22 protein-coding genes and 1 pseudogene are annotated in these 22,066 nt (G+C 72.7%); 15 read left to right on the forward strand and 8 right to left on the reverse strand.

Annotated elements, in window-relative coordinates; all coding sequences use genetic code 11:
* The first annotated feature begins 41 nt into the window (after window positions 1-41).
* Window positions 42-743 (forward strand): YqjF family protein, encoded by a 702-nt coding sequence (locus Saso_RS11645; RefSeq protein WP_229901131.1) that lies wholly within the window; start codon window positions 42-44, stop codon window positions 741-743.
* Window positions 744-768: 25 nt separating this feature from the next.
* On the opposite strand, the gene Saso_RS11650 is transcribed toward Saso_RS11645, so the two are convergent.
* Window positions 769-2,073, reverse strand: a complete 1,305-nt coding sequence (locus tag Saso_RS11650) for a glycosyltransferase (RefSeq protein WP_229901132.1) — start codon at window positions 2,071-2,073, stop codon at window positions 769-771.
* Window positions 2,074-2,283: 210 nt separating this feature from the next.
* On the opposite strand from Saso_RS11650, the gene Saso_RS11655 reads away from it, so the two are divergent.
* Window positions 2,284-4,362 (forward strand): glycosyltransferase family 4 protein, encoded by a 2,079-nt coding sequence (locus Saso_RS11655; protein ID WP_189919166.1) that lies wholly within the window; start codon window positions 2,284-2,286, stop codon window positions 4,360-4,362.
* Window positions 4,363-4,550: 188 nt separating this feature from the next.
* Here Saso_RS11655 and Saso_RS11660 read toward each other — a convergent pair whose 3' ends face one another.
* On the reverse strand, window positions 4,551-5,129 hold the full coding sequence (locus tag Saso_RS11660; RefSeq protein ID WP_189919168.1) for a TetR/AcrR family transcriptional regulator: 579 nt from the start codon (window positions 5,127-5,129) through the stop codon (window positions 4,551-4,553).
* Between the two features lie 91 nt (window positions 5,130-5,220).
* Between Saso_RS11660 and Saso_RS11665 the strand changes: the two genes are divergently transcribed.
* Complete coding sequence (locus tag Saso_RS11665) at window positions 5,221-5,667, forward strand: DUF1772 domain-containing protein (protein ID WP_189919169.1); 447 nt, start codon at window positions 5,221-5,223, stop codon at window positions 5,665-5,667.
* Here the strand turns inward: Saso_RS11665 and Saso_RS39040 are convergent.
* Complete coding sequence (locus Saso_RS39040; RefSeq protein WP_372442422.1) at window positions 5,607-6,050, reverse strand: DUF6192 family protein; 444 nt, start codon at window positions 6,048-6,050, stop codon at window positions 5,607-5,609. The genes Saso_RS11665 and Saso_RS39040 overlap by 61 nt on opposite strands.
* Between Saso_RS39040 and Saso_RS11670 the strand changes: the two genes are divergently transcribed.
* Window positions 5,944-6,429 (forward strand): ATP-binding protein, encoded by a 486-nt coding sequence (locus tag Saso_RS11670; RefSeq protein ID WP_189919171.1) that lies wholly within the window; start codon window positions 5,944-5,946, stop codon window positions 6,427-6,429. The genes Saso_RS39040 and Saso_RS11670 overlap by 107 nt on opposite strands.
* A 142-nt stretch (window positions 6,430-6,571) precedes the next feature.
* Here Saso_RS11670 and Saso_RS11675 read toward each other — a convergent pair whose 3' ends face one another.
* Entirely contained in the window at window positions 6,572-7,444 is an 873-nt protein-coding gene (locus tag Saso_RS11675) for a ribosome-inactivating family protein (protein ID WP_189919173.1), read from the reverse strand.
* A gap of 710 nt (window positions 7,445-8,154) precedes the next feature.
* On the opposite strand from Saso_RS11675, the gene Saso_RS11680 reads away from it, so the two are divergent.
* Window positions 8,155-9,000, forward strand: coding sequence for an RNA polymerase sigma factor SigF (locus Saso_RS11680; RefSeq protein ID WP_189919175.1), 846 nt, complete (start codon window positions 8,155-8,157; stop codon window positions 8,998-9,000).
* A 72-nt stretch (window positions 9,001-9,072) separates the two neighbouring features.
* Here Saso_RS11680 and Saso_RS11685 read toward each other — a convergent pair whose 3' ends face one another.
* Window positions 9,073-9,426: an antibiotic biosynthesis monooxygenase family protein gene (locus Saso_RS11685; protein ID WP_189919177.1), complete on the reverse strand. Its 354-nt coding sequence runs from the start codon at window positions 9,424-9,426 to the stop codon at window positions 9,073-9,075.
* Between the two features lie 185 nt (window positions 9,427-9,611).
* On the opposite strand from Saso_RS11685, the pseudogene Saso_RS11690 reads away from it, so the two are divergent.
* Both Saso_RS11690 and Saso_RS11695 read left to right on the forward strand, forming a co-directional pair.
* A pseudogene (locus Saso_RS11690) lies at window positions 9,612-10,048 on the forward strand (VOC family protein).
* Window positions 10,049-10,200: 152 nt separating this feature from the next.
* Window positions 10,201-11,031 (forward strand): SGNH/GDSL hydrolase family protein, encoded by an 831-nt coding sequence (locus Saso_RS11695; protein WP_189919179.1) that lies wholly within the window; start codon window positions 10,201-10,203, stop codon window positions 11,029-11,031.
* A 207-nt stretch (window positions 11,032-11,238) separates the two neighbouring features.
* On the opposite strand, the gene Saso_RS11700 is transcribed toward Saso_RS11695, so the two are convergent.
* Complete coding sequence (locus Saso_RS11700; RefSeq protein ID WP_189919181.1) at window positions 11,239-11,667, reverse strand: hypothetical protein; 429 nt, start codon at window positions 11,665-11,667, stop codon at window positions 11,239-11,241.
* Window positions 11,668-11,964: 297 nt separating this feature from the next.
* Here Saso_RS11700 and Saso_RS11705 point away from each other — a divergent pair, with 297 nt between their 5' ends.
* The 6 genes from Saso_RS11705 to Saso_RS11730 all read left to right on the forward strand — a co-directional run bounded on the left by Saso_RS11705 (window position 11,965) and on the right by Saso_RS11730 (window position 18,598).
* Window positions 11,965-12,486, forward strand: a complete 522-nt coding sequence (locus tag Saso_RS11705) for a hypothetical protein (RefSeq protein WP_189919183.1) — start codon at window positions 11,965-11,967, stop codon at window positions 12,484-12,486.
* Window positions 12,487-12,619: 133 nt separating this feature from the next.
* Window positions 12,620-13,039, forward strand: coding sequence for a DUF6234 family protein (locus tag Saso_RS11710; RefSeq protein ID WP_229901133.1), 420 nt, complete (start codon window positions 12,620-12,622; stop codon window positions 13,037-13,039).
* A gap of 222 nt (window positions 13,040-13,261) precedes the next feature.
* Window positions 13,262-14,398: a leucine-rich repeat domain-containing protein gene (locus Saso_RS11715; protein WP_189919185.1), complete on the forward strand. Its 1,137-nt coding sequence runs from the start codon at window positions 13,262-13,264 to the stop codon at window positions 14,396-14,398.
* Window positions 14,395-16,191 carry an ankyrin repeat domain-containing protein gene (locus tag Saso_RS11720; protein WP_189919186.1) on the forward strand — a complete coding sequence of 599 codons (1,797 nt, stop codon included), beginning with the start codon at window positions 14,395-14,397 and terminating at the stop codon, window positions 16,189-16,191. The genes Saso_RS11715 and Saso_RS11720 overlap by 4 nt, the downstream gene beginning before the upstream one ends.
* Window positions 16,188-17,399 carry an AAA family ATPase gene (locus Saso_RS11725; RefSeq protein ID WP_189919187.1) on the forward strand — a complete coding sequence of 404 codons (1,212 nt, stop codon included), beginning with the start codon at window positions 16,188-16,190 and terminating at the stop codon, window positions 17,397-17,399. Before Saso_RS11720 ends, Saso_RS11725 begins: the two co-directional genes overlap by 4 nt.
* Entirely contained in the window at window positions 17,396-18,598 is a 1,203-nt protein-coding gene (locus tag Saso_RS11730; protein ID WP_189919188.1) for a vWA domain-containing protein, read from the forward strand. Before Saso_RS11725 ends, Saso_RS11730 begins: the two co-directional genes overlap by 4 nt.
* A gap of 111 nt (window positions 18,599-18,709) precedes the next feature.
* Here the strand turns inward: Saso_RS11730 and Saso_RS11735 are convergent, their stop codons facing one another.
* Window positions 18,710-19,306: an NADPH-dependent F420 reductase gene (locus tag Saso_RS11735; RefSeq protein ID WP_189919189.1), complete on the reverse strand. Its 597-nt coding sequence runs from the start codon at window positions 19,304-19,306 to the stop codon at window positions 18,710-18,712.
* Between the two features lie 64 nt (window positions 19,307-19,370).
* Window positions 19,371-20,252: an inositol monophosphatase family protein gene (locus Saso_RS11740; protein WP_189919190.1), complete on the reverse strand. Its 882-nt coding sequence runs from the start codon at window positions 20,250-20,252 to the stop codon at window positions 19,371-19,373.
* 132 nt (window positions 20,253-20,384) lie between these two features.
* Between Saso_RS11740 and Saso_RS11745 the strand changes: the two genes are divergently transcribed.
* A complete protein-coding gene (locus Saso_RS11745) occupies window positions 20,385-21,332 on the forward strand; it encodes a LysR family transcriptional regulator (RefSeq protein WP_189919191.1) in 948 nt (315 codons plus the stop codon).
* Window positions 21,333-21,444: 112 nt separating this feature from the next.
* Window positions 21,445-22,053, forward strand: a complete 609-nt coding sequence (locus tag Saso_RS11750; RefSeq protein ID WP_189919193.1) for a hypothetical protein — start codon at window positions 21,445-21,447, stop codon at window positions 22,051-22,053.
* The last annotated feature ends 13 nt before the right edge of the window (window positions 22,054-22,066 follow it).

Below are 22,066 nucleotides of genomic sequence, written 5' to 3' on the forward strand. Positions count from 1 at the left end.
CGGAGGCATTGACCCCGCTGGCTCCGCATACGGTGCGGCGCGTGCTGTTCCGGCAGCGCTGGCGAGACCTGGTGTTCCTGCACTGGCCCGCCGACCCGTTCGAGGTGGCCCGGCTGCTGCCGGCCGGCACCGTCCCCGACCTCCACCAGGGCCGGGCCTATGTCGGCCTGGTCTTCTTCCGCATGGACGACCTCGCCTTCGGCCGGACGCCGGCCCTGCCGTACCTGGGGAGCTTCGGCGAGGTCAACGTCCGCCTGTACAGCCGCGACGCCACGGGTCGGCGCGGGGTGGTGTTCCGTTCGCTCGACTGCGACCGACTGCTGCCGGTGCTGACGGCCCGCGGCGTGTTCGGCCTGCCCTACCGGTGGTCCCGGATCCACAGCCAGTGGTTCGACAGCCGGCTGCTGTACCGCACGGGGCGGCGCCAGGGTGCGCGAGCCGGGGCACGGGTGTGGCTGGACGTGGCGGACGAGCCGGTGGCGGCCACGCCCCTGGAGGAGTTCCTCACCCAGCGCTGGGGGCTGCACGAACGGTTCCTCGGTCGCACTTACTACCTGCCCAACGCACACCCCGCCTGGTCCTTCCGCAGGTGCAGCCTGATGGGCTGGGCGGACGACCTGGTCGCTGCGGCCGGGCTGTCCAGGCCGCAGGGCGAGCCCGTGAGCGTTCTGTACGCTCCCGGCCTCCCGGTGGTCTTCGGCCCGCCGGTGCCCCTGCCCGCGCCCGGCACGTGGTCCGGCTGACCCACCCCCGCACGAAGCGCCGGGCTCAGTGCGTCGACTTCCGCCGGTCCATGGCGGCCAGCAGCTCTCCGGCCGCCCACCCGGGTCCCCGCCGCCGTACCGCCGCGGCCAGTTCGGGCATACGCGGGCTCACGGTCGCCCACACCGCCCTGAGCGCCGTGGGGACGTCGGCCGGCGACAGCGTGTTCGGGTCGAGCACCGCACCGGCACCGGCGCGCTCCGCGTCCCGGGCCACGGAGAACTGGTCGCTGGAGAACGGCAGCACCACCGCGGGCACGCCCGCCCGCAGGCATTCGGTGAAGGAGTTGCTGCCACCGTGGTGCACCATCGCGTCCACCTGCTCCAGCAGGGCGCGCTGGGGCACCGACGGTGCCACCACGGCCCGTTCGCCCGCGAGATCGGCCAGCGCGGTGGTACGTTCCCCGGCCGCGACGACGACCGACACGTCCGGCATGCCGTCGAGCAGCCCCGTGACGACACCGCGCAGGACGTCGTCGCGCGCGGACAGGAACGTACCGAGTGCGACGAGGACGACCCTCTCGCCGCGCGAGCGCAGCATCTTCAGGTGCGCCTCCCACTGCGCGTCGAGGGGATCGGGGGCCGCGGCCATGTGCCCGGCGAACAGGCGCACCGGGCCCGGCGCAGGCGTCGGCAGCCAGCCGAACGCGGGGTAGGCGTAGACGACGGCGTGCGGCGAGCTGAGGGCGAAGGCCCGGCCCGGAGCCGGCAGGGAGGGCGCGTGCCGCCGGGCGAAGGCCGCGAACAGGGCGGTGAAGGCCTCGTCGTTCCGCCGGGCCGCGGCCCTCAGTTCCCGCAGCCGCTCCGGAACGGGCCGCAGCGCGTCGGGCCAGGCGTAGGGGACGCCGAAGTAGGCGTCGGGGCCGGAGAGCACATAGCTGGGATGTCCGGGGCAGAAGGTCGCGTAGGGCACACCCAGGCAGTGCAGGGCCAGGGTGACCGGGTAGCTGAGCTGGTCCACGACGTACCAGTCGGGGCGCAGCCGCCGGTCGGCCGAGCGCAGCGAGTCGAGGACCCCGTCCGGGTCGGCCAGCATGTCGGCCCGCCGATGGCGGGCCTGGGTCAGCAGCGCCGGTACGGCACCCTCCCGGGTTGCGTCCAGGAACTCCGCCAGCCGGGCCGCCTCCCGGGCATCCTGCTCGGTCGCCTCGGCCACCCCGGTGTTGGCATTGCGCGTCACGGACAACGGCTCGAACCCCACCCCGGCCTCCCGCGCCAGGTGCTCGAACGCGGGAGCACAGGCGAAGTACACGTCCGCACCGCGCCGGCGCAGAGCCCCGGCCAGGACCGACAGCGGTCGTGCGTGGGACATGAACGGGGGACTTACGACAACGACACGCGGCATGCGAACCCCTCGGCCAAGGCATCTTCGGCCCGCTGTCCACAAGAGCCGGGCCAGCGCATCGTAGCCACGTCCGGGCAGGTCGGACGGTGTGGCAATCAGCACCGGAGGCAGGTGCATCCGGAAGGCCGACACCCCGCGAACCACAGAGGTCAGCGCCGTCCCGAGACAGGAGAACCCGTGGCCGGCACCGTTTTCGCGCCCCCCTCGGCGGCTCACGATCCCGCACGGCCGGGAGGAACGGGCCACGAGGCCGGCGACCCCTTGGTCGCCGCCCGCACCGCGTTCTTCGACGGCTCCGGCTGGACCGCGCACCTGTCCGAGCCGAGACCGGACAGGCGTCTTCCGGACGCGCAGAGTGAACTGGCGCAACTGCTGGAAGCCGAGTACGGGCTGCCGTCGCGGGCCGTCCCGCCCGGCGAGGGACCAGCGGTGGACCACCGGGACAAGGCCGTGGCGGGGCTGCGTCGCGCCGCCCGGCTGGGCGTCCCACTGGCGCCGGAGGCCCTGCTCGCCCATCGGGAGGGCGACCCCCGCCTCATGGCCGTGCTGACGGAGCTGTGGCCGCAGACCGTTCGCTGGCACGGCCCCCGGCACGCAGAGGAGGTACTGCGCGCCATGCTCGGTGAGTCCTGCGACGGACCGGTCGCCGGCCACCTGCTGGACCTCGCGGTGGCCGCCGGCCTGCATCCCCTCACCCCGGTCGAAAGCGCATCGCTCGCGCGCACCACCACGCACCGGGCCGTCCGCCACTCAGCCTGGCGTTACCTGCTTCGACTCCCCGGCGGCCCCGCCCATGTGCCCCGGCCCTCCGAGGCCGGGGACGCCTACGAACGGCTCCTGCTGGCGCCCCCGGTACCCGCGTTCGGCCCGGAGCGGCAAGAGCCCGCGGGCCGACTCGTCGCCCAGAGCATGCTGCTGGGCGCCCTGGACACCCCGGGGCAGGGAATGAGCGGTGGACTGGCGGTGCTGCTGGGCGGGCTCGGCGACCGGCTGGCCGCGACCGAGGGGATATCCGGCGTCATCACCGTCGTCACCGCCGGGCACGAGGACCTCGCCGCCGACGACCGGCTTGCCCACGAACGCGCCCCCGGGCACTGGGTCCTGCGGCTCCCCGTGGACGCCCCCTCGGCCCCGGCCCAGGTCGAGATGCACCGCCACCGCGCCGCGCTCACCTGGTGGGCGGTCCGCCTGCTCGGCGCCATGCCGCGGCCCCTGGATGTCCTGCACGTCAGATACGCCGACGACGGCAGCCTGGCGCTCGCCGATGCCGCCGAGCGCCTGGGCGCCGCGCTGGTCTTCACGGCCACACCCGACCCGCATCGCGGACTCGCCGAACGCCATGCCGCGTGCGATGTCGCCGACCCCGCGGCGGCGGAGGCCCTCCGCAACGACCTGCACCGGGTCTTCCTGGCCGACCGGCTCGTGGAGCGCGCGGACACGGTCGTCGGTATCCCCGGACGCGGCGGCACCCGCGAACTCGTCCGCCACTTCCCCGGCCTCGCACGGCTCGACGAAGGGCGCGGACCCAGCGCCCCACCGGAAGGCATTGCTCCTTACCGGCCCGCGCCCGACGAGGACGACCGGCGGCGCGAGGCGCTGAACCGGCTCTACCGGGACGGGACAGACCCCGGCGCCCTCGACCCCCGGGACCGTGACCTTCCCGTACTGCTGTGCGTGGGCCGGCTGCACCCGGTCAAGCAGCAGGACCTCCTGGTCCGGTCCTGGCTGGCGACGGGCGCCCACCACACCACGACCCTCGTCCTCATCGGCGGCAGCCCCGGCACCGGCACCGCCGTGGAGGACGACATCCGCCGCCGCATCGACACCCTCCTCGCCCCGTACCCGCAGGCCGCGCGCCGCCTGGCGCTGCTGCCGGCCCTGCCGAACACCCAGGTACGCCGAATGCAGCGGGCCCTGGCACAGCGCACGGCCGACGCCTGCTGCTGGTACGTCTGCCCGAGCGCGAAGGAGGAGTTCGGGATAGCGGTCCTGGAGGCGATGGACGCCGGCCTTCCCGTCGCCGGTCCGCGCCGCGGGGGAGTCGCGCACTACCTCCGCGACCAGGTCAACGGCCTCCTGATGGACACGTCCGGCCAGGCGGGCCTGATGCGGGGCCTACGGCGGATCGCCGCCACCTCCGTCGACGACCGGCGCCGTTACGCGGCCGAGGGCAGGAAGCTGGTCGCCGAGCGGTTCTCCGTGACACGCATGGCGGACGAACTGGCCGCCGAGTACACCGCCCTGCGCACCGGCTGACCAGTGCGCAGGGCCCGCGACGACAGGGCTGAGCGGCGTCCGGCCTCACCGCAGGAGGGTGCCCTGCCCTGGAACGGCCGCGGCCCGACGATCTGCGGCTGCGCCGTGTGGACGCCGGTGACCGGAAGCGTGGCCGCAGGCGCCGGGGGTCTGAGGGCCCCCGGCCGCGTGCCCGCCGGGACGGTGTGTCAGAGCACGGGGAGCCGGTCCACCAGCAGCTCCACTCTCTGCGCGGCGTCCTCCGGCAGCAACCGTCCCGCCCGGCTCAGGGTCGCAAGGCCGTGCAGGGACGCCCAGAACACCTCGGTGAACAGCCCCGTGGGGACGCCGTCCCCGGCGACCTCGCCCAGGCTCTCCAGCAGCGCGGCGAAGGCGTCCTTCAGGGGCTCGGGGGTGTCTTCCTGCGCGTACGCCAGGCCGCCGTCGAGCTGGAACAAGGCGTCGTAGACCGCGGGGTTGCGCGCGGCGAAGTCGAGGTAGGCACGGGCGAGCGCGGCGACCCGCTCGCGTGGGGCGTCCGCGGCCGAGGTCGCAGCACGCACCGCCGCGGCCAGCTCGGCAGCGCCCTCCAGGGCGACGGCCCCGATGATCTCCCGCTTGCCGCGGAAGTGGCTGTAGAGGACGGGCTGGCTGTATTCGATGAGCTCGGCGAGCCGGCGGGTCGTGACCGCGTCCCAGCCCTGCTGCTCCGCGAGTTCGCGGGCTGTCGCCACGATGAGGCGCTCGCGCTCCGCCCGTTCGCGCTGCTTGCGTTCTTGAACCGACATGACCCGACTCTAGCACTGCTAGACATTCGAGCGTCAGTAGGACTAGCGTTGCCTCATCATCTAGCGGCGCTAGATCCCAGGAGGGGTCATCATGCTCAACGCACTCCAGGTGTTCACCACCGTGATCGTCGGCCTGATGGTGGGGGTCGAGTTCTCCGTCGCCTTCGTCATGAACCGGATCTTCAACGCCCTTCCCGAGGACAGCGACCAGCTCGCTCGCGCCCACGGGGGCCGGATGCTCGGTGCTCTCATGCCGTTCTGGTACATCGGCTCGCTCGTCCTCAGCGTGGTCTGGGCCGTCGCCGGATGGGACCACCCCGGTGCCGGACTCGTCGTCATCGCCGCCGCGCTGCTGATCGCGAGCGTGATCATGTCGCTCCTGCTGCTCGTCCCGATCAACAACCAGGGCAAGACGTGGACCCCCGAGAACCGGCCCGCGGACTGGAAGGAGCAGATGAACCGCTGGGACCGCTACCACTACGTCCGCGTCGCCATCATCGTCGCCGCCTTCGCCTTCCTGGTCACCGCCCTGGTCTGAGTCATGTGGACTCCGGCGCGGGGACGCCGAGGCAGCTCGGAGGTCGCGTGACTGCCGACCTCGTCACCCCGGGTGAGTCCCTGAACGACCCGCACCCGGTCGGCGGCCGGGAGAGCCGACGCGGTCTCGGACCTGCTTGGCAGGCTCGCCGTGACCTGCCCCCCCCGACCCGTCGGCGGTGCGCTCTTCGACGACGAGATCCGGTTCCTCCGTCGGGCAACGTGGTGCATGCATGCAGGAAGAGAAGGCGGGTAATGGCGCAGGTGTGAGTGGAGCATGAAGACGGCACCCGGGGGATCGCACACCGGCGGTGTCAGCCGTATCGGACCGGTCGAGCACCTGATCCGCGCGGGATACGCGCTGGACGAAGGCGACGGCTGCATCGCCGAGGCCCGCCGGCACGCGCTGGCCTTCTTCGACCAGGCCGAAGCCGACTATCGGGTGCTGGTGCGCGCCCGCGCGCGGGATCTTACGCAGCTGGTGGTCAGCGAGTTGGTCACCAACGCCTGCAAGTACGCCCCCGGCCCAGTGCTGGTGGAACTGGGCATCAACCTTCACGCGGTGGATGTCGTCGTGTGGGACAGCAATCCTGTCGTGCCCGCGGCCCGGGCGGCTGATCCCGACCGGGTGGGCCAGCACGGTCTGGAGATCGCCAAGGCCGTCAGCGAGGTGCTGTTCGTCGAGCCGCAGTCGGTCGGAAAGCGCATCACCGCCCGTATTCCCCTGGCCGCCCCGCCCCGCATCACTACCGTCGGCTACTGACGGACAGGCCGGCCGGCCAGACCCGCAGCCTCTCTTCCGCAGACCGAGGGTGGTGGATGAGGTGACGTCCAGGGGGTCACGGGCCGTTCCGGATGCCTCGTCGGCCCCCCGAGGGGGGTCGGCGTCGTACCCGGGGGACGGCTCAGGAACTGCCGTGCATGATGGCCCCGTTGGCCTCGACGAAGCCGACGTAGTACAGCAGCGCGGCGATAGTGGTGACGGCGTGCCCCATGATGTAGATGCTCTGGCCGGACGGGTTGGCGCGCGCGTTGCGGATGAACCTGCTGATGGCCCCCCACTGGTTCTCCACGTTCGCGGCGAGGATGGGCCCGCGATCCCCGTCGACGTAGTTCAGCGGCCGGTTCCGGTTGGGATCGAGGATGTTGCCCCGGACGACGTCGAAGACGACGCCGAAGCGCGCGGCCTCGGAGAAGATCTGGGTCGCCATCAGCACCGCGCGTCCCGTCGTCTCGTTGTACGCGGCCGCACGGCCGAGATCGCGCATCGCGGTGTAGATGTTCTCGGGGTTCGGAGCCAGTGTCCCCCGGGTGCTGCCGCCCGGGATGTCGTTGTAGTTGCTGCTGGCGATCCGGCGATTGGCGGGGACCGTCACCCCCAGCGCCGTCTGGAACTCGTTGATCCGGTCCTGGAACGCCCAGTGGGAGTTCGTCTGCGGGGCGTAGAAGCCGGCGACGTAGAGGTCGTTCGCCCACAGGTAGACGGACGCGAGATGGACGTTGTTGGTGTCGAGGACGCGCACCTGGATCAGGCGCCCGCGCTCGGTGGTGGTCTCGGTGACGCTGTTGATGCCGGTCACGTCACCGTAGGTGTAACGGTGGATCGCGTCGATCAGGTTCCAGTAGTTCTGGTGGTGGGTGTTCCCCCCACTGGTGATGCTCGAGACGTGCCAGTCGATCACCTGGTAGTTGGTCGCGGACGCGGTGCCGCTCAGCGCCGTCACCAGGCCCATCGAGACGGCCAGGGTCAGCAGGGCGGAGCAAAGTCGTTTCAGCACGGTGTTCTTGTGTCTCCGGATCAAGGGTGGTCAGTCCTGTCGAGGCACGAGGCTAGGAGCCCTCGGGTCGGTGCAGTTGTCCCGCTGCGCATCGGCACGTATCCCAGAACGCACAGGTGTGCCGACCGAAGTGCTCTCCCGCCCCGTCACCCGGCCGCCGACATGCGTGCGACCCTTCCGGCACGGTCTTCGCCGGAGATGCGGGCGGAGGGTGCAAGCGATCATGCTCAGGCGGTGCGGGTGACCTGGCATCCGGCTCCCTCGGAAGGGGCGGTTTGGGGAAACCCCGGGATCGTGCGGCGCACCTTTCTCATGACGGCATGCGGCCGCTTGCAGGATCGTCAGAATTCGCCGGGTGACGCGTCTTCCACGACTTCCCGCTGATCACGTTGAGCGGCGACGGCACCCGTCCGGCAGCGAGCCGCGACAACGAGGTTCATGTGTGGAACACCGGCATCGTCTCGGGAACCGGCCGAGGCGAGAAGATCGCCGGACCTCACCGGCCACGTCGCTGACATCTACCACCTGGCACTCAGCGAGGACGGCAACACACGCGCCGCGACGGCCGAGGGCACCACACGTCTCTGGACTCTCGGACCCTGGGAATTTTTCCTGGGGAGGGCAGGCGTGGATGTGTGAAGCGGGGGTATTCGGGCGGCGGCGTCGGCTGCAAACGCAGCTCGATCGGTTCGACGGCGGGAGGGGTATTCATGGCAGTCATCAGCGTGACGGAGGCAGGTACGCAGGCAGGGGAGCTTCCCGAGGTCGCCGATCCTTCCCGGGTGGCGCCCAAGGACGCCCGTGCGCTGTCCCGGCTGTTCTTCGACCAGCTCGCGGTGCTGGAGGAAGGCACGCCGGAGTACAGCTACGCGCGCAACACGCTGATCGAGATGAACATGTCCCTGGTCCGCTTCGCGGCCGGCCGGTTCCGCAGCCGGGGGCCGGAGGAGATGGAGGACATCGTCCAGGTCGGCATGATCGGTCTGATCAAGGCGATCGACCGGTTCGAGCTGACCCGCGAGGTCGAGTTCACCTCCTTCGCCATCCCCTACATCGTCGGCGAGATCAAGCGGTTCTTCCGCGACACCACCTGGGCCGTGCACGTCCCCCGGCGGCTCCAGGAGGCCCGTGTCCAGCTCGCCCGCGCCACGGAGGAACTGCGCAGCCGACTGGGCCGCACCCCGACGGTGAAGGAGCTGTCGGAGCTGATGAGCCTGCCCGAGGACGAGGTCCGTGAGGCCCGCCTCGCGGCGAACGGCTACAACTCCTCCTCCCTCGACGCCACGCTCAGCGCCAGTGAGGACGGGGAGGCGGCCCTCCAGGACTTCATCGGCGTCGAGGACACCGCCCTGGAACTGGTGGAGAACTTCCACGCCCTCGCGCCGCTCATCGCCGAACTCGGCGACCGGGACCGGCAGATCATCCACATGCGGTTCGTGGAGGAGCTCACCCAGGCGCAGATCGGCGAACGGCTGGGCGTCTCGCAGATGCACGTCTCCCGGCTGCTCTCGCGCACCCTGGCCCGGCTGCGCGAAGGCATGCTCACCTCTCACTGACCTGGATGCGACAGGTGCCCGAGGGCACTCACTGACGGGTGGGACGCGCGGGGCAGCGCGACGAGCCGGGCGTCAGGCCCGTGTGAAGCCGCTGCTCCGCTCCGCCTTCGCCACGTGCAGGGTGTAGCTCTCGTACCACTCGGCCCGCCCGCGTCGTTGCGCCGCCCGATGCTCGGTGTCGGCGCTCCACTGCGTGAGGGCGTCGGCATCACGGAAGTACCCGACCGTGATGCCCAGCCCACCGGGTGTCTGCGCGTGGTCCATCCCCAGGAACCCGGGGATCGCCTTCACCAGTTCCTCCATCCGTGCGTCGGTCTCGCGGTAGCCGTCCTGTTCCTGGGTCCGCACCGCGGTGAAGACAGCGACGTAGTAAGGGGGTTCGAAAGCCTGGACAGGCGCGACGGGCACTTCCGGGTGATCGTTCATGGCGCCACCGTAGGGCGGGACGCGTCCGGTGATCCAACGGATTCCGGTCGTCTCTTCTCGCCGGTGCGCACCCGCCCGCTCATGGCGTCCGCGCCCGCCGCCCTGTCGTCCTCGACGGTTTGCCGGCATGCGACCGCCGGCTCGTCCGAAGTGTCCGATCGGCCCGTCTCGGTAGCATGCGGCGCATGGCCATCAGACTTGAGAACGTCGGCATCGCCGTGCGCGACCTCGAAGCAGCGATCTCCTTCTTCACCGATCTCGGCCTCACGGTCATCGGCCGGGACACGGTCAGCGGCGAGTGGACCGACACCGCCGTCGGTCTCGACGGCAACCACGCCAAGATCGCGATGCTCCAGACGCCGGACGGCCAGGGCCGCCTGGAACTCTTCGAGTACATCCACCCCGAAGCGATCGAGACCGAGCCCACGCTTCCCCACGAGATCGGCATGCACCGGGTCGCCTTCCAGGTCGACGACATCGACGCGGCCCTCGAGACGGCCGCTCGGCACGGTGCCGTCCGCTGCGCGGTGTGGCGACGTACGAGGACATCTACAAGCTGACGTACGTCCGCGGTCCCAGCGGCATCCTGGTGATGCTCGCCGAGGAGCTGAAGAAGAACTGACCCTGTTGCCCCGACTACTCAACAATGTGACTACTCTTGTTCTTGAGTAGGGTCCGGTGCCGTACTCGTGCGGCCTCGTCCCCGCGCCGGGCGCGGGCTCCGGGCCTGGTGCCCGCGTGCCGCAACCGTCCCGGGGGGAAGGCAGACCAGAGATGCCGAACGGTCCGTACCTGCGCTACGTCGCCCTGGGCGACAGTCAGACCGAGGGACTCGGTGACGGGGACGACACCGTCGGCCTGCGCGGCTTCGCCGACCGGCTCGCCGAGCACCTCGCGGCCGTCGATCCCGCACTTCGATACGCCAATCTGGCCGTGCGGGGACGCACCGCCGGGCAGATCCGCACCGAACAGCTCGCGCCCGCCCTGGCGCTGCGCCCCGACCTGGCCACCGTCGTCGCCGGGGTCAACGACCTGCTGCGGCCCCGGTTCGACGTCGTGGAAGTGGTCGGTCAGGTGGAGGAGATGTTCGCCGCGCTCACGCGGGCCGGGACCCGTGTCGTCACGCTGACCTTCCCCGACATCGCGAAGGTCGCCCCGCTCGCCCGGCCGCTCAGGTCCCGTGTGTTCGAACTCAATGCGGGTATCCGGGCCGCGGCCGCCCGACACGCGGTGGTGGTCGCCGAGACCGGCCGGCCGGCCGTCACCACGGACCCGCGGCTGTGGACCGCGGACCGGCTCCACGCGAGCCCCCTCGGCCATGAACGGATCGCCGCGGCACTCGCCCGAGCCCTCGAACTGCCCGGAAGCGACGACGCCTGGACGCTCCCGCTCCCGCCGCAGCGGCTGCCCACGGCCGGTCAGGCAGCGGCGGCCGAACTGCGCTGGGCGGCCTCCTACCTCGGCCCGTGGCTGGGACGCCGCCTGCGCGGACGCTCCTCGGGCGACGCCCGCACCGCGAAGCGCCCGCACCTGCGGCCCGTCGAGGCCGGCCCGCGGCTCACTCCCGACGCGACGGCGGACCCGGTCCGACGGGAAGCGCCGTAGCCGCATGTCGTGCGCACGGGCGGGCCGAGAACCCGGCGGGGTATCGGCCTCACCCGCGAGGTGTCGCGTGCGTGCGCCGCGTGCGTGTGGCGGCGTGTGCGTGTGGCGAACCGCCCCGGCAGGGGGCCTGCCCGGTCGTTCGACCGGGCAGGACCTGCCGGGGCGACCCCGTCGCCGACCTGTCTCCCGCCATGGGGCGGGCCCGTCCTAGAGGACGGCGACCGTCTCCGTGTCGGCGTAGCGGAACCCGTCGTTGTCGAAGTAGAAGACGGTGACCTTCACCTTGTCCCCCTTGTCGAAGTGGGAGCCCGCGGCCGGGCGCAGGGTCACCAGTGCGACGTGGTTCTCGTAGTCGCAGACCAGCTTGTCCTTCTTGACGGTGCCCGCCGCGATCGACTGGTCGTGGGAGCTGTGGTTGAGCGTCGTCGCGTTGGCCACCAGCTGGTGGTCGATGCCGACGTCGCAGGAGTAGGTGACCTTCACCTGCACGCCGGGAGCGTGCTGCGACACCTTGTCGATGGTCAGCAGGTTCGCCTTCGCCGCGGCCGAAGGCGCGGCCGCCAGTGCGCCGCCTCCGATGAGCAGCACGGTGGCGGCGGTTCCTGCGACACGTCGACGCAGACTGGATGACGTCATCTCGGTTTGTTCCTTCCCCCTTGCGCGGTCACCCTGGTCGAGGTGTGGAGAAATCTCCAACTAGGCGGGCAACCGCGACAGTTGGTTGATTCGCCCTGGATGCTACGTGATCTTCGCGTGCGGGAGGTGCCGGATCGCCGCCGACGTCTGGTGAGGAACACCGCACCGTGCCGGATGAACCACTCACCGCTCCTCACCGTCGCGGGGGAGGGGGGGCCGCAGCAATTGCCGTGCGCCCGTGCACCGGTGTGCCCGAATACTTTTGAACACGTTCAATTGCAGGCGTACGATGCCCGCATGAGCGACAGGGCCGCCCTGGTGAAGGGCATTCGCGTCTGGTTGGTCCTCTTCGTCGTGTGCCTGGTGATCAGCGGCGCGACCGCGTTCCCGCTCGTGCACGAACTGCGCTGGACGGAAGAGCTGTTCCGTCATCTGTCCGTACCGGAGCGGCTGCCCGGGCTCATGGAGTGGATCGAGCGCGTGCGGCGCGGCCTCGACACGGCCGACGCCGACTATCCGTTCCTCCTCTACGGCACGGACTGGCTCGCCTTCGCCCATCTCGTCATCGCCGTCGCCTTCTGGGGCCCCTACCGCGACCCGGTCCGCAACATCTGGGTCGTCGAGTTCTCGATGATCGCCTGCGCCGGCATCATCCCGCTCGCCCTCGTCTGCGGCCCCCTGCGCGGCATCCCGTTCTGGTGGAGCGTGATCGACATGTCGTTCGGCGTGTTCGGCGTGATCCCGCTGTACGTCGTGCGGAAGAAGATCAAGAGGCTGGAGGCGATGACGGCCGGCCGCCCCGCACCGGCCCTCGCCTGAGCGCGGGTCGAGGCCGCGGCCGCGGCCCGCTGCGCGAGCTGGATTCGGGGGCAGCGCCGGTCGGCGGAGGCGCCCGGCGGTCTGAGTAACCGTGCTCATGCGGGACGGGTCGCTCGCGCGGCAGGCTGCGTCCATGACCGACATCTCGTCACCCCCGCGGCGCGGCCGCCCGTGGTCGCGCCGTACCCGGCCTGGCGTGGACCTGGCCTTCGCGATCCCCCTCTTCGTGCTGGAAGTCGGCTGGTTCGCCCTGGACCGGGTCTACGGCTTCGGTCTGGAAGTGTGGGCGGCGCAGGGCGATCAGGCCAGCGTCGACGCGGCGGGTCTCGCGCATCTCGGGAGGGTTCGGACGCTGCTGGTCGCCGTACTCGTCCTGGCCGTCGTCGCGGCGGTCTTCCGTGCCCGCTGGACCGTGGCCGCGCATCTGGTGGTGGCCCTCCTGGTGGGCGGAGTGCTGAACGCCGAACGGCACGAGTACGAGGGACACGGCTCCGCGGCTCCCGCCTGCGTCCGCCACGGAGCGGACTGCGGACCCATCACCGTCGTGCTGTAGGGGATCGAACAGCTGGCTGAATGTGGCTATGATCTTCGCGGCAAGGTTGTAGCGCAGTGGTCGTCGCGCCCAAGCATCAAGCTGGAGGACGTCGGTTCGAATCCGGCCGGCCTTGCCGCCCTAGTCGTGGAACAGTCGATTGGCGTCGGTTCGTCCTGGGCGGGCGGAGGGCGATGCCGCCCTCGGCGGGCCGGGCGCCGGCGATGGACCGGTGGAGTGGTGATGACGCAGCCGACGCCCGTACGCTGCCCCGCGATCGAGCACCCCGACATCCCGATCGGCGATCCCGGCGCACTGGAACCGCTGCTCGACCGCCTGCGGTCCGCGCACCCGGTCGACGCCGACGAGACCTTCCCGCTCGGCACGCTGCGCGCGGACGGGCGTGTCGACCTGTGCAAGCAAGGCCTCGGCACGGCGGGAGCGGCACGGCTCATGCCGGTCGCCGCCTCCTCCGCGCACGCCACCCACCTGCTGCTCGGCACCAACGCCGTCGGCGACGACGGGGCCCGCGCGGTCGCCGACGCGCTGGCGGACGGCCACGGCGTCCACACGCTCTATCTCGGCTGCAACCGGATCGGCCCCGCGGGCGCCGGCGCGCTCGCCGACGCGCTGGCGACGGACGGCACCGTCCGCGCCCTGTGGCTCAAGCGCAACCCGGTGGGCGACGACGGCGCGCGGGCGCTCGCCACGATGCTCCGCCGCAACACCGCACTGCGCACGCTCGACCTGGTCAACACCGGCCTGACCACCGGCGGGTTGACGGCCCTGCTCGACGCTCTGAGCAGCAGGCCCCGTCCGGTGGAGCGACTCTTCCTCGGAGGCAACGGCCTGACCGCGCAGGCCGCCCCGCTGCTGGCCGCGCTGATCCGGGACGCCGGGGTGCGCGAGCTCTACCTGCCCGCCAACCACCTCGGTGACGAAGGCGCGGCGATCCTCGCGGCCGCCGCGGCCGACCCCGCCCGGCCCGTGCGACTCGGCCTGGGCGGCAACGGCATCGGCCCCGTCGGCGCCCGCGCCCTCGCCGGGTCCCTCGGCGCGATCGAGGCGCTCGACCTGGGCCGGCCGATGTCCGAACGCAGCCTCGGCGCCCCCGCGAACACCCCCGGCGACGCGGGGGCCCACGCGCTCGCCGCCGCACTGCCGGGCAGCCCGTTGCGCCGACTGGAGCTGTGCCACACCGGCCTGACCGGACGCGGCGCGAAGACCCTGCTGGCGGCCGTGCCCGACGGCTCGCCCCTCGAGTACGTCGGTCTGGGACCGGGACTGCCCCGCAAGGTGAAGCGGTCGTTCGTCCAGCGCCTGCGCCCCGTCGGCACGGCACACCCCGACCTGCGTGCGATAGGGAGCGTCTACCGGTGACCGCCCAGGCCGTACCCCGTTGCTTCCCGCCGGACGAAGCGGCTGGCCGGCGCCGGATCCGCCGCTACGCCGTGCCCCGCTGGATGATCGAGCGCGCCGGGGAACGCCGGCTGGCCGGCGACTGGCGCGGAGCCTGCGCTGCGGCCGGGCTGGACATCGCCTTCGACCTGTCCGAGGTCGCGGACCACTGCGGCGACGACGTGGCCGCGCTGCTGGAGGAGGACCTCCGTCACCTCGCCCCGGACCTGCTGCGCTGGCATCTGCCGCGGCTGCTCGGCGGGCGCACCACCCTGGCCACGGGCACGACCGTCGTCCTCGCGCGCTACCGGCCGAGGACACCGGACGAGCGCCGCCGGACCACGCCGTATCTGCACGTCGTCACGGGCGCGATGACGGAGGGACCGCAGCGGGTCGCCCTGCGGTTCGAGACGGTCGAGGACGAGCGTGCCGCGGGCGTCTTCGGCCCCACCACGCACGACTGGCGTTCCGCACGGCACCTGTGGGACGACCGGCACAGCGCCGAACTGCGCGAGCGGTGCGGCGGCGACCCCGGGCGACCGCCCTTCTTCCACCCCGACGCCACCGTGCGCGGCCCGGAGGAGCTCCCGTCGGACGGCTCCGGTGCGGGGGACCCCGCCGCGCGCGCCGAGTGGACGACGACGCTGCACCAGCAGGGCCGGGTGCAGGCCGCCTTCGCCGAAGCCGGAATCGACCTCGACCTGACACCTCCGCAGAAGTCGGGCTGGTACCAGGCCGATCCGGAGCCGCTGCTGGCCGCGCTCGCGCTGAACCACACCCGCCTGGAGCCCGAGGCCCGCCGCCTGGTCGCCGAGGGCACCGGAGACCGTTTCCTGATCGGCGCGCACTTCCGCACCTACTTCCTGCTGGAGCCGTCGGGCACCGCCGGACTCTCGGTGCGCGTGGTGGACCGGGACGAGGTCCGGGGCCTGCCCTTCCTCGCAGGCGCCCTGTGGCGCAGACTCCCCGACCTCGACCTGCTGCGCGCCGGGGGAGTCGCACCCGAGCACCTCCACCCGCTCGTGCGGGCCTCGCTGTTCCCCGCCCTGCACGTTCCCGAGGACCTCGCGGGTCCGCCCGGACCGACGGCTCCGGCGCCCGTCCGGGTGCGTTGCCGCGGGGAGTGGCACGAGGTGGGCTTCCGGCCCGGCGGACTGCTCCACATGCCGCACAGCGACGAGGAACAGCGGCGCGAGCGCGCCCTGCGCGCCTTCGGCGGCGCCGTCGCGGGGTGCTTCGCCGTGGAGCAGACGTGGACCTCCGGGGCGGGACGCCTGCCCAAGGCGCTGCGGTCCCAGCGCACCGAACTGTTCCTGCGGGCCCAGCACGGTGACACCCCCGGTGTGCTGGAGCTTCTGGACGCGGGTGTCGACCCGCGGGTGCGGGACGGCCACGGGCGCACCCTGCTGCACGTGCTGAACCTCCTCGACCACGAGCGCCTGCTGCCCCGTCTGCTGGCGGAGGGCCTGGACCTGGAGGCCCGGGACCGGCGTGAGCGCACCCCGCTGTTCGTCGCCGTCAACGACCTCGGTTCGAAGGCCCTGGTGGAGGCGCTCGTCGCCGCCGGGAGCCGGCTGGACGTGATCGACGGCACGGAGCTGTCGCTCTCCCAGATCGTCCGCCGCTACAAGCGGTCCGACCTGGCCTTCCTGCGCGAACGTGTCGACGCGGAACATCCGGGCGTCGGCGCCGAGTGGTGGGACGAGTGGATGGACGAACAGGACGGAGAGCACGACGAGGACGACGACAACGACGAGGAGGGGATGTCCCCTTGAGCAGCGCCCGTACCGCGACCACCGCGCCGTCGGGCCCGCTCGCGGCCGCCGACGACCTGAACCGCCGACTGCGCACCCTGCGGACCGAACCCGCCACCAACCCTCAACTGGAGGCACTGGCACTGGCCGTGACGGCCAATCAGCCCGTGCTGCTGTGGGGTGAGCCGGGCATCGGCAAGTCGGCGGGACTGGAGCAGCTCGCCGCCGGGCTCGGCCTGCCGCTGGAGACGGTCATCGCCAGCGTGCACGAGCCGTCCGACTTCGCGGGCCTGCCGATCGTCGGTGACGATCCCGCCGTCACCGGTGTGCCGATGGCGCCGCCGGACTGGGCGGTCCGGCTCGCCCGGGCGGGGCAGGGACTGCTCTTCTTCGACGAGCTGTCCTCCGCGCCGCCGGCCGTGCAGGCGGCCCTGCTGCGGGTGGTCCTCGAACGGCGGGTCGGCAGTCTGCTCCTGCCGGAGGCCGTGCGGATCGTCGCCGCAGCCAACCCGCCCTCCAGCGCGGCGGACGGCTGGCACCTCAGCCCGCCCCTGGCCAACCGGTTCGTCCACCTCGAATGGACCCACGACCCGCGCACCGTCGCCCGCGGCATGGCCGGCACCTGGCCGGAGGTGACCGTCCCCGTCGTGGACGCGGGCAGGGTCCCCGGCGCCGTTGCCCGGGCGCGTGGCGCGATCTCCGGCTTCCTCACCGCGCGACCCGGCCTCGTGCACCACATCCCCGCCGATGCCGAGAGCCGCGGCCGGTCCTGGCCGTCGCCGCGCACCTGGGAGATGGCGCTGAAGCTTCTCGCCGCGGGGTACGCGTCGGGCGTCGGGCGCGAGGCGCTGGCCGCGGCGCTCACCGGCGCGGTCGGGGACGGCGCCGGCATCGAGCTGCTGTCGTACCTCGAACACCTGGACCTGCCCGACCCCGACCGCGTCCTCGCCGATCCCGACGCCTTCGCCCTTCCCGACCGCGGTGACCGTCAACTGGCCTTCCTCATCGCCGTGGTCGCCGCCATCCAGAGCGACCTGACCCGGCCCCGCTGGGAGGCGGGCTGGGCCGTGCTGGCGAAGGCGGTGGACGCAGGCGTCCCGGACGTGGCGGCCCGCGCGGCCACCGACCTCGCCGCGATGCGCCACCTCGACTGGCCCGTACCGCCCGGCATCGACGGCTTCCTGGAGCTGCTCCAGATGTCGGGAGCCCTGCCCGGCGGCGGCCGGTGAGACGCGCGGGGCGGACGGCGGACGCGCCCGGCGGCCTGGACACGACCAAACTGCTCGCCGCCCGCTACAAGGCGGCGAACGACCGTCCGTATCTGGCGTCGGCGCTGTACGCGCTGACCGTCGTGCCCAGCGCCCAGGTGCCGACGATGGGAGTGGACCGGCACTGGCGCTGCTACGTCTCGCCCGCCTTCGTCGACGCGACGCCGGTGCCCGAGCTCGCCGGGGTCTGGGTGCACGAGGCGGCACATCTGCTGCGCGACCACCACGGGCGCGCCGACCGGCTGCCGGCCGCCGCCCAGCGCGACCCGCACCGGGTCAACGTCGCCCAGGACTGCGAGATCAACGACGACCTGCTCGCCGACGGTCTGCGGCTGCCCGAGGGACGCATGGAACCGCGGCTCTTCGGGCTCCCCGAGGGCCAGTTGTTCGAGGCGTACCTGGACCGGCTCCCGGAGCACGTGCGCGGGCCGGACTGCGGGTCGGGCGCCCACGGCCGGCCGGCGCCCTGGGAACTGGACGAGGACCCCGGCCCCGCCCGGCTCCGCGAGGTGGAGGCGCAGGCCCTGCGGCGGCTCACCGCCGAGGCGATGCGCGCCCACCAGCGCACCCGTGGCAACCTGCCCGCGGGCTGGCAGCGCTGGGCCGAGGAGGTCCTGGAACCCACGGTCGACTGGCGGCGGGCGCTGTCCGGAGCGGTCCGGGAAGCCGCCGCCTGGGCCGCGGGCGCCGTCGACTACACCTACCGCCGTCCGTCGCGCCGCACGCCGGCGCTGCGGGGCGTCGTGCTGCCGAGTCTGCGCCGTCCGCTGCCGAGGGTGGCCGTCGTCATCGACACCTCGGGCTCGATGGGCGAGGCCGAACTGGCGGCGGCGCTGGGGGAGGTGACGGGCGTCCTGCGCGAGGTGGGCATCCGGGGCAACCGCGTGACCGTGCTCGCCTGCGACGCCGACGTGCACGCGGTGTCGCGGGTGGTGGCCACCGAGCAGATCACCCTGGGCGGCGGTGGCGGCACGGACATGCGGGTCGGGATCGAGGCGGCCCTCTCCGTGCGCGAGCGTCCGGGCATCGTCGTCGTCCTCACCGACGGGTACACCCCCTGGCCCGACGAGAGCCCGCCGTGCCGACTCCTCGCGGCGCTGATCGGGTCCGAAGCGCCGCGGCCGCCGCACTGGGTGGAGACGGTCCGCATTCCCGCGTGACGGCATGGGCGGAACACCTCGCGGCACGCGGTGCGCGCTGCGCACGCGGTGCCCGGACGCGCCCGCGTGCACACCCGCGTGCCCAGGGGGCTCCACCGGGTGCCCGCTCCGTCACCGGGCGATCGAGACGGCGAAGGGCGCGAACCCGCTCGCCCGGATCACGTGCGGTACGAACAGGACGGCGGCCTCGGTGGCCCGCGCGGTCTCGATGCCGCCGAGGTCGACGATCCACTCCGGGGACCAGCCGAGGTCCGCGAGCAGCCCGCAGACGGTCTGTTTGGCCTGCTGGTCCTCGCCGGAGAGGAAGGCCGTCGGCGGCCGGCCGAGCGCGGAGGGCGCGGTCATCACCGTGTAGAGCATGGTGTTGAGCGTCTTGACGACGCGCGTGCCGGGAAGCGCCGTCTGGAGCTGTTCCGCGAGGCTCGTACCGGGGTGGAGCAGGGCGGCGGGCAGCCCGTCGGGTCCGTCGACGGTCGCGTTGGAGACGTCCACCAGGATCTTGCCGTGCAGTTCCTCGCGCAGTGCGGTGAGCCGTTCCAGCGAACCGGCGCCCGGAGTGGCGTTGACGACGATCCGCGCCGTCCGGACGGCTTCCGCGGACGCCTCGGGGGAGCGGCCCGCCACGGTCACCTCGTGTCCCGCCGCGGTGAGCGCCGCGGCGAGGTTGCCGCCCACGCGGCCGCTGCCCAGCACGGTGATCTTGTTCATGTCGGCCAAGTCCTGTCTGTGTCAGATGTGTTCGAGTGCGGTGCTCTGGTGAGGTGACGGCGGGTCAGCGGGCGAGCGTGGCCACGGCGGCGGCGTGCACGCCGGGCGCGGCGGCGAGGAAGCTGTCGCTCCGCGGACTCCACGGGCGGCCCTCGGCGTCGGAGACGCGTCCACCGGCCTCGGTGACGAGCAGCGCGCCCGGCAGCAGGTCGGCGCGGGCACCGGAGAACTGCCAGAAGGCGTCCATCCGGCCGGCGGCCACGTGGAGCAGGTGCAGGGTGGCGGGCACGGCCGTACGCACCACCAGAGCGTCCAGCAGCATCGAGGTGATCGAGGCCCCGACGCGACGGACGACCTTCTCGTCCTCGTCCGGCCTCGCCTGGCTCGTCGCCACGAGGCCCATACCGAGGTCGGTGGTCGGGGAGACGTGCAGCGGCCGGCCGTCGAGCCGGGCGCCGCCGCCGGCGAGCGCGGTGTACGTCTCCCCGGTCGCCGGCAGGTGGACCGCGGTGAGCACCGGCACGTTGTCGCGTACGAGGGTGGCGGTCACCGCCCACTCCGGCAGTCCGTGCAGGTGGTTGACGTTGCCCTCGGCCGGGTCGACGACCCACCATTCGCCCGGAGGCAGCGCGCCGCCCTCGAGCTCCTCCTCCACCCAGCGGGCCTCCGGACGCAACTGGGTGAGGCGGGGGCGCAGAATGCCGAGGGCGAGTTCGTCGTTGACGGCCAGCGCGCGCATCAGCTCCTCGCGGGTCTCGTGGTGGACGACGTCGCCGAAGCGCTCGCGCAGCGCCGAGGCCGCGTCGCGTACGGCGTCCGCGGTGCGCGCCAGCACTTCGGCGTCCGCGGCAAAACCGGAGGGCCCGGCCGAAGCGGCCGAAGCGGCTGCGTCTACAGGAGTGGCGGAACCCGTGGGGACGGCGGGACCGGTGGGCGTCTCGGACATGACGGAACTCCATCGAAGCGAGGGGATGAGGTCGATCGGGCGGCAGCCGCGCCGCGGTGCGCCCGTACCTCGACCGTATGAGCCGCCATCATTAACATCAAGTGCATGTAAAGCACGGCTAGCATGACTGCCATGCAACTGGATCTGAATCTGCTCGCCGCGCTGGACGCCCTCCTGGAGGAGGGCAGCGTGGCCGGTGCGGCCGAGCGCCTGCACGTCACCGCTCCCGCGATGAGCCGGAGTCTCGGCCGGATCAGGCGCACGACGGGGGATCAGATCCTGGTGCGCACCGGGCGCACGATGACGCCCACGCCGTACGCGATCGCCGTGCGGGCACAGGTCCACGACCTGCTCCAGCAGGTCCGGGGCGTGCTGGCGCCGAGCCGTGAACTCGACCTGGCGACGCTGGAGCGGACCTTCACGCTGCGCTGGCACGACGCGCTCGTCACCCACGCGGGCCCCGCTCTCCTGGCGGCCGTGCGCGAGCAGGCGCCCGGTGTGCGACTGCGCTTCCTGGCCGAGTCCAGCGTCGACACCCCCGAGCTGCGCCGGGGCGAGGTCGACCTCGCCGCGAACGCCGACCGCCCCACCGCGTCCGAGATCCGCGCCGAGCGGGTGGCCGAGACCCGGCACGTCGTCGCCGTGCGGGCGGAGCACCCGCTCACCCGGGCCGGGACGGTGACGGCGGCGCACTACGCGGCGGCCGACCACATCGCCGTCTCACGCCGGGGAAGGCTCTCCAGCGTCCTCGACGGCGCCCTCGCCGCCCTCGGCCTCACCCGGCGAGTGGTGGCGTCCGCGCCCACCGAGGGAGCCGCCTTCGCGTTCGTGCGGAACTCCGACCTGCTGGTCACCGTGCCCGAATCCACCGCGCGACCGGCGGCCGCGGAGCTCGGCCTGACGCTGCTCCCGCTTCCCCTCGACCTGCCCCCCGCCCCGGTCTACCTGTCCTGGCACCAGCGCTACGACACCGACCCCGCACACCGGTGGCTGCGCGACCTGGCGCGCGGCGCGCTGACCGACCCGGAGACCGCGGGACACCGGCCGGCCCCCTCGGAGCCGGTGCGCGAGAGCGGGTGAGGGGGAGGCCGGGGGACCCGGTGTGCGGCAGCTGAGCCGACCGGTGTCACGGCGTCCCGGGCGTGGGCATGATGGAAGCCGGGGGACGGTGCCGGCGTAGGGGGGGGCGGACGTGTTCGACGGCATCAGGAGCGGCCGCGGGCTGCGGAAGATCACCCAGGCGTGGTTCTGGGAGGACGTGCGCGACGGGGTGTCCGAGTTCGTCCGCTCCCGCGCGGTGTGGGTGGTGGTCGGCAACGTCGGCACGTTCCTCAGTGCCCTGGCCGGACTGGTGCACCACTGGTCCCGCCCGGTCTCGTTCGCCGACGGCGCCGTCCTGCAACTCGTCTGTGCGGCCTGGCAGGCGGTCGCCCTCTTCCCGGTCGTGCTGCCCGGACGGGCGGCCACGGAACGGGACGTCGTCGGTCTGGGCGATCTGTACCAGGGCATGACGGTGCTGACGGTCTGCGGCAGCTGGATCTTCGGCGTGTTCCCTGGCTTGGGTCTGCTCATCTTCCTCGACGCGGACGTCGACGGCCCGCTGTGGGCCGCGCTGTTCGTCTCGGGAACCACCCTCATGCTGGCCTGCGTCGCGGGACTGATGACGGCGACGGCCGTCTCCGACACGGTGCGGGCACGGCACAGGGGGACGATCGCACCGCCGGGCGGGTCCGGCTGGTACGACGGCGGCGACGGCACCGACACCGCCGACGTGGACGCGAGCGGTTCCGACGGCGACTGACCGGCGCCGGACC

It is taken from the genome of Streptomyces asoensis (assembly GCF_016860545.1).
GTDB lineage: Bacteria > Actinomycetota > Actinomycetes > Streptomycetales > Streptomycetaceae > Streptomyces > Streptomyces asoensis.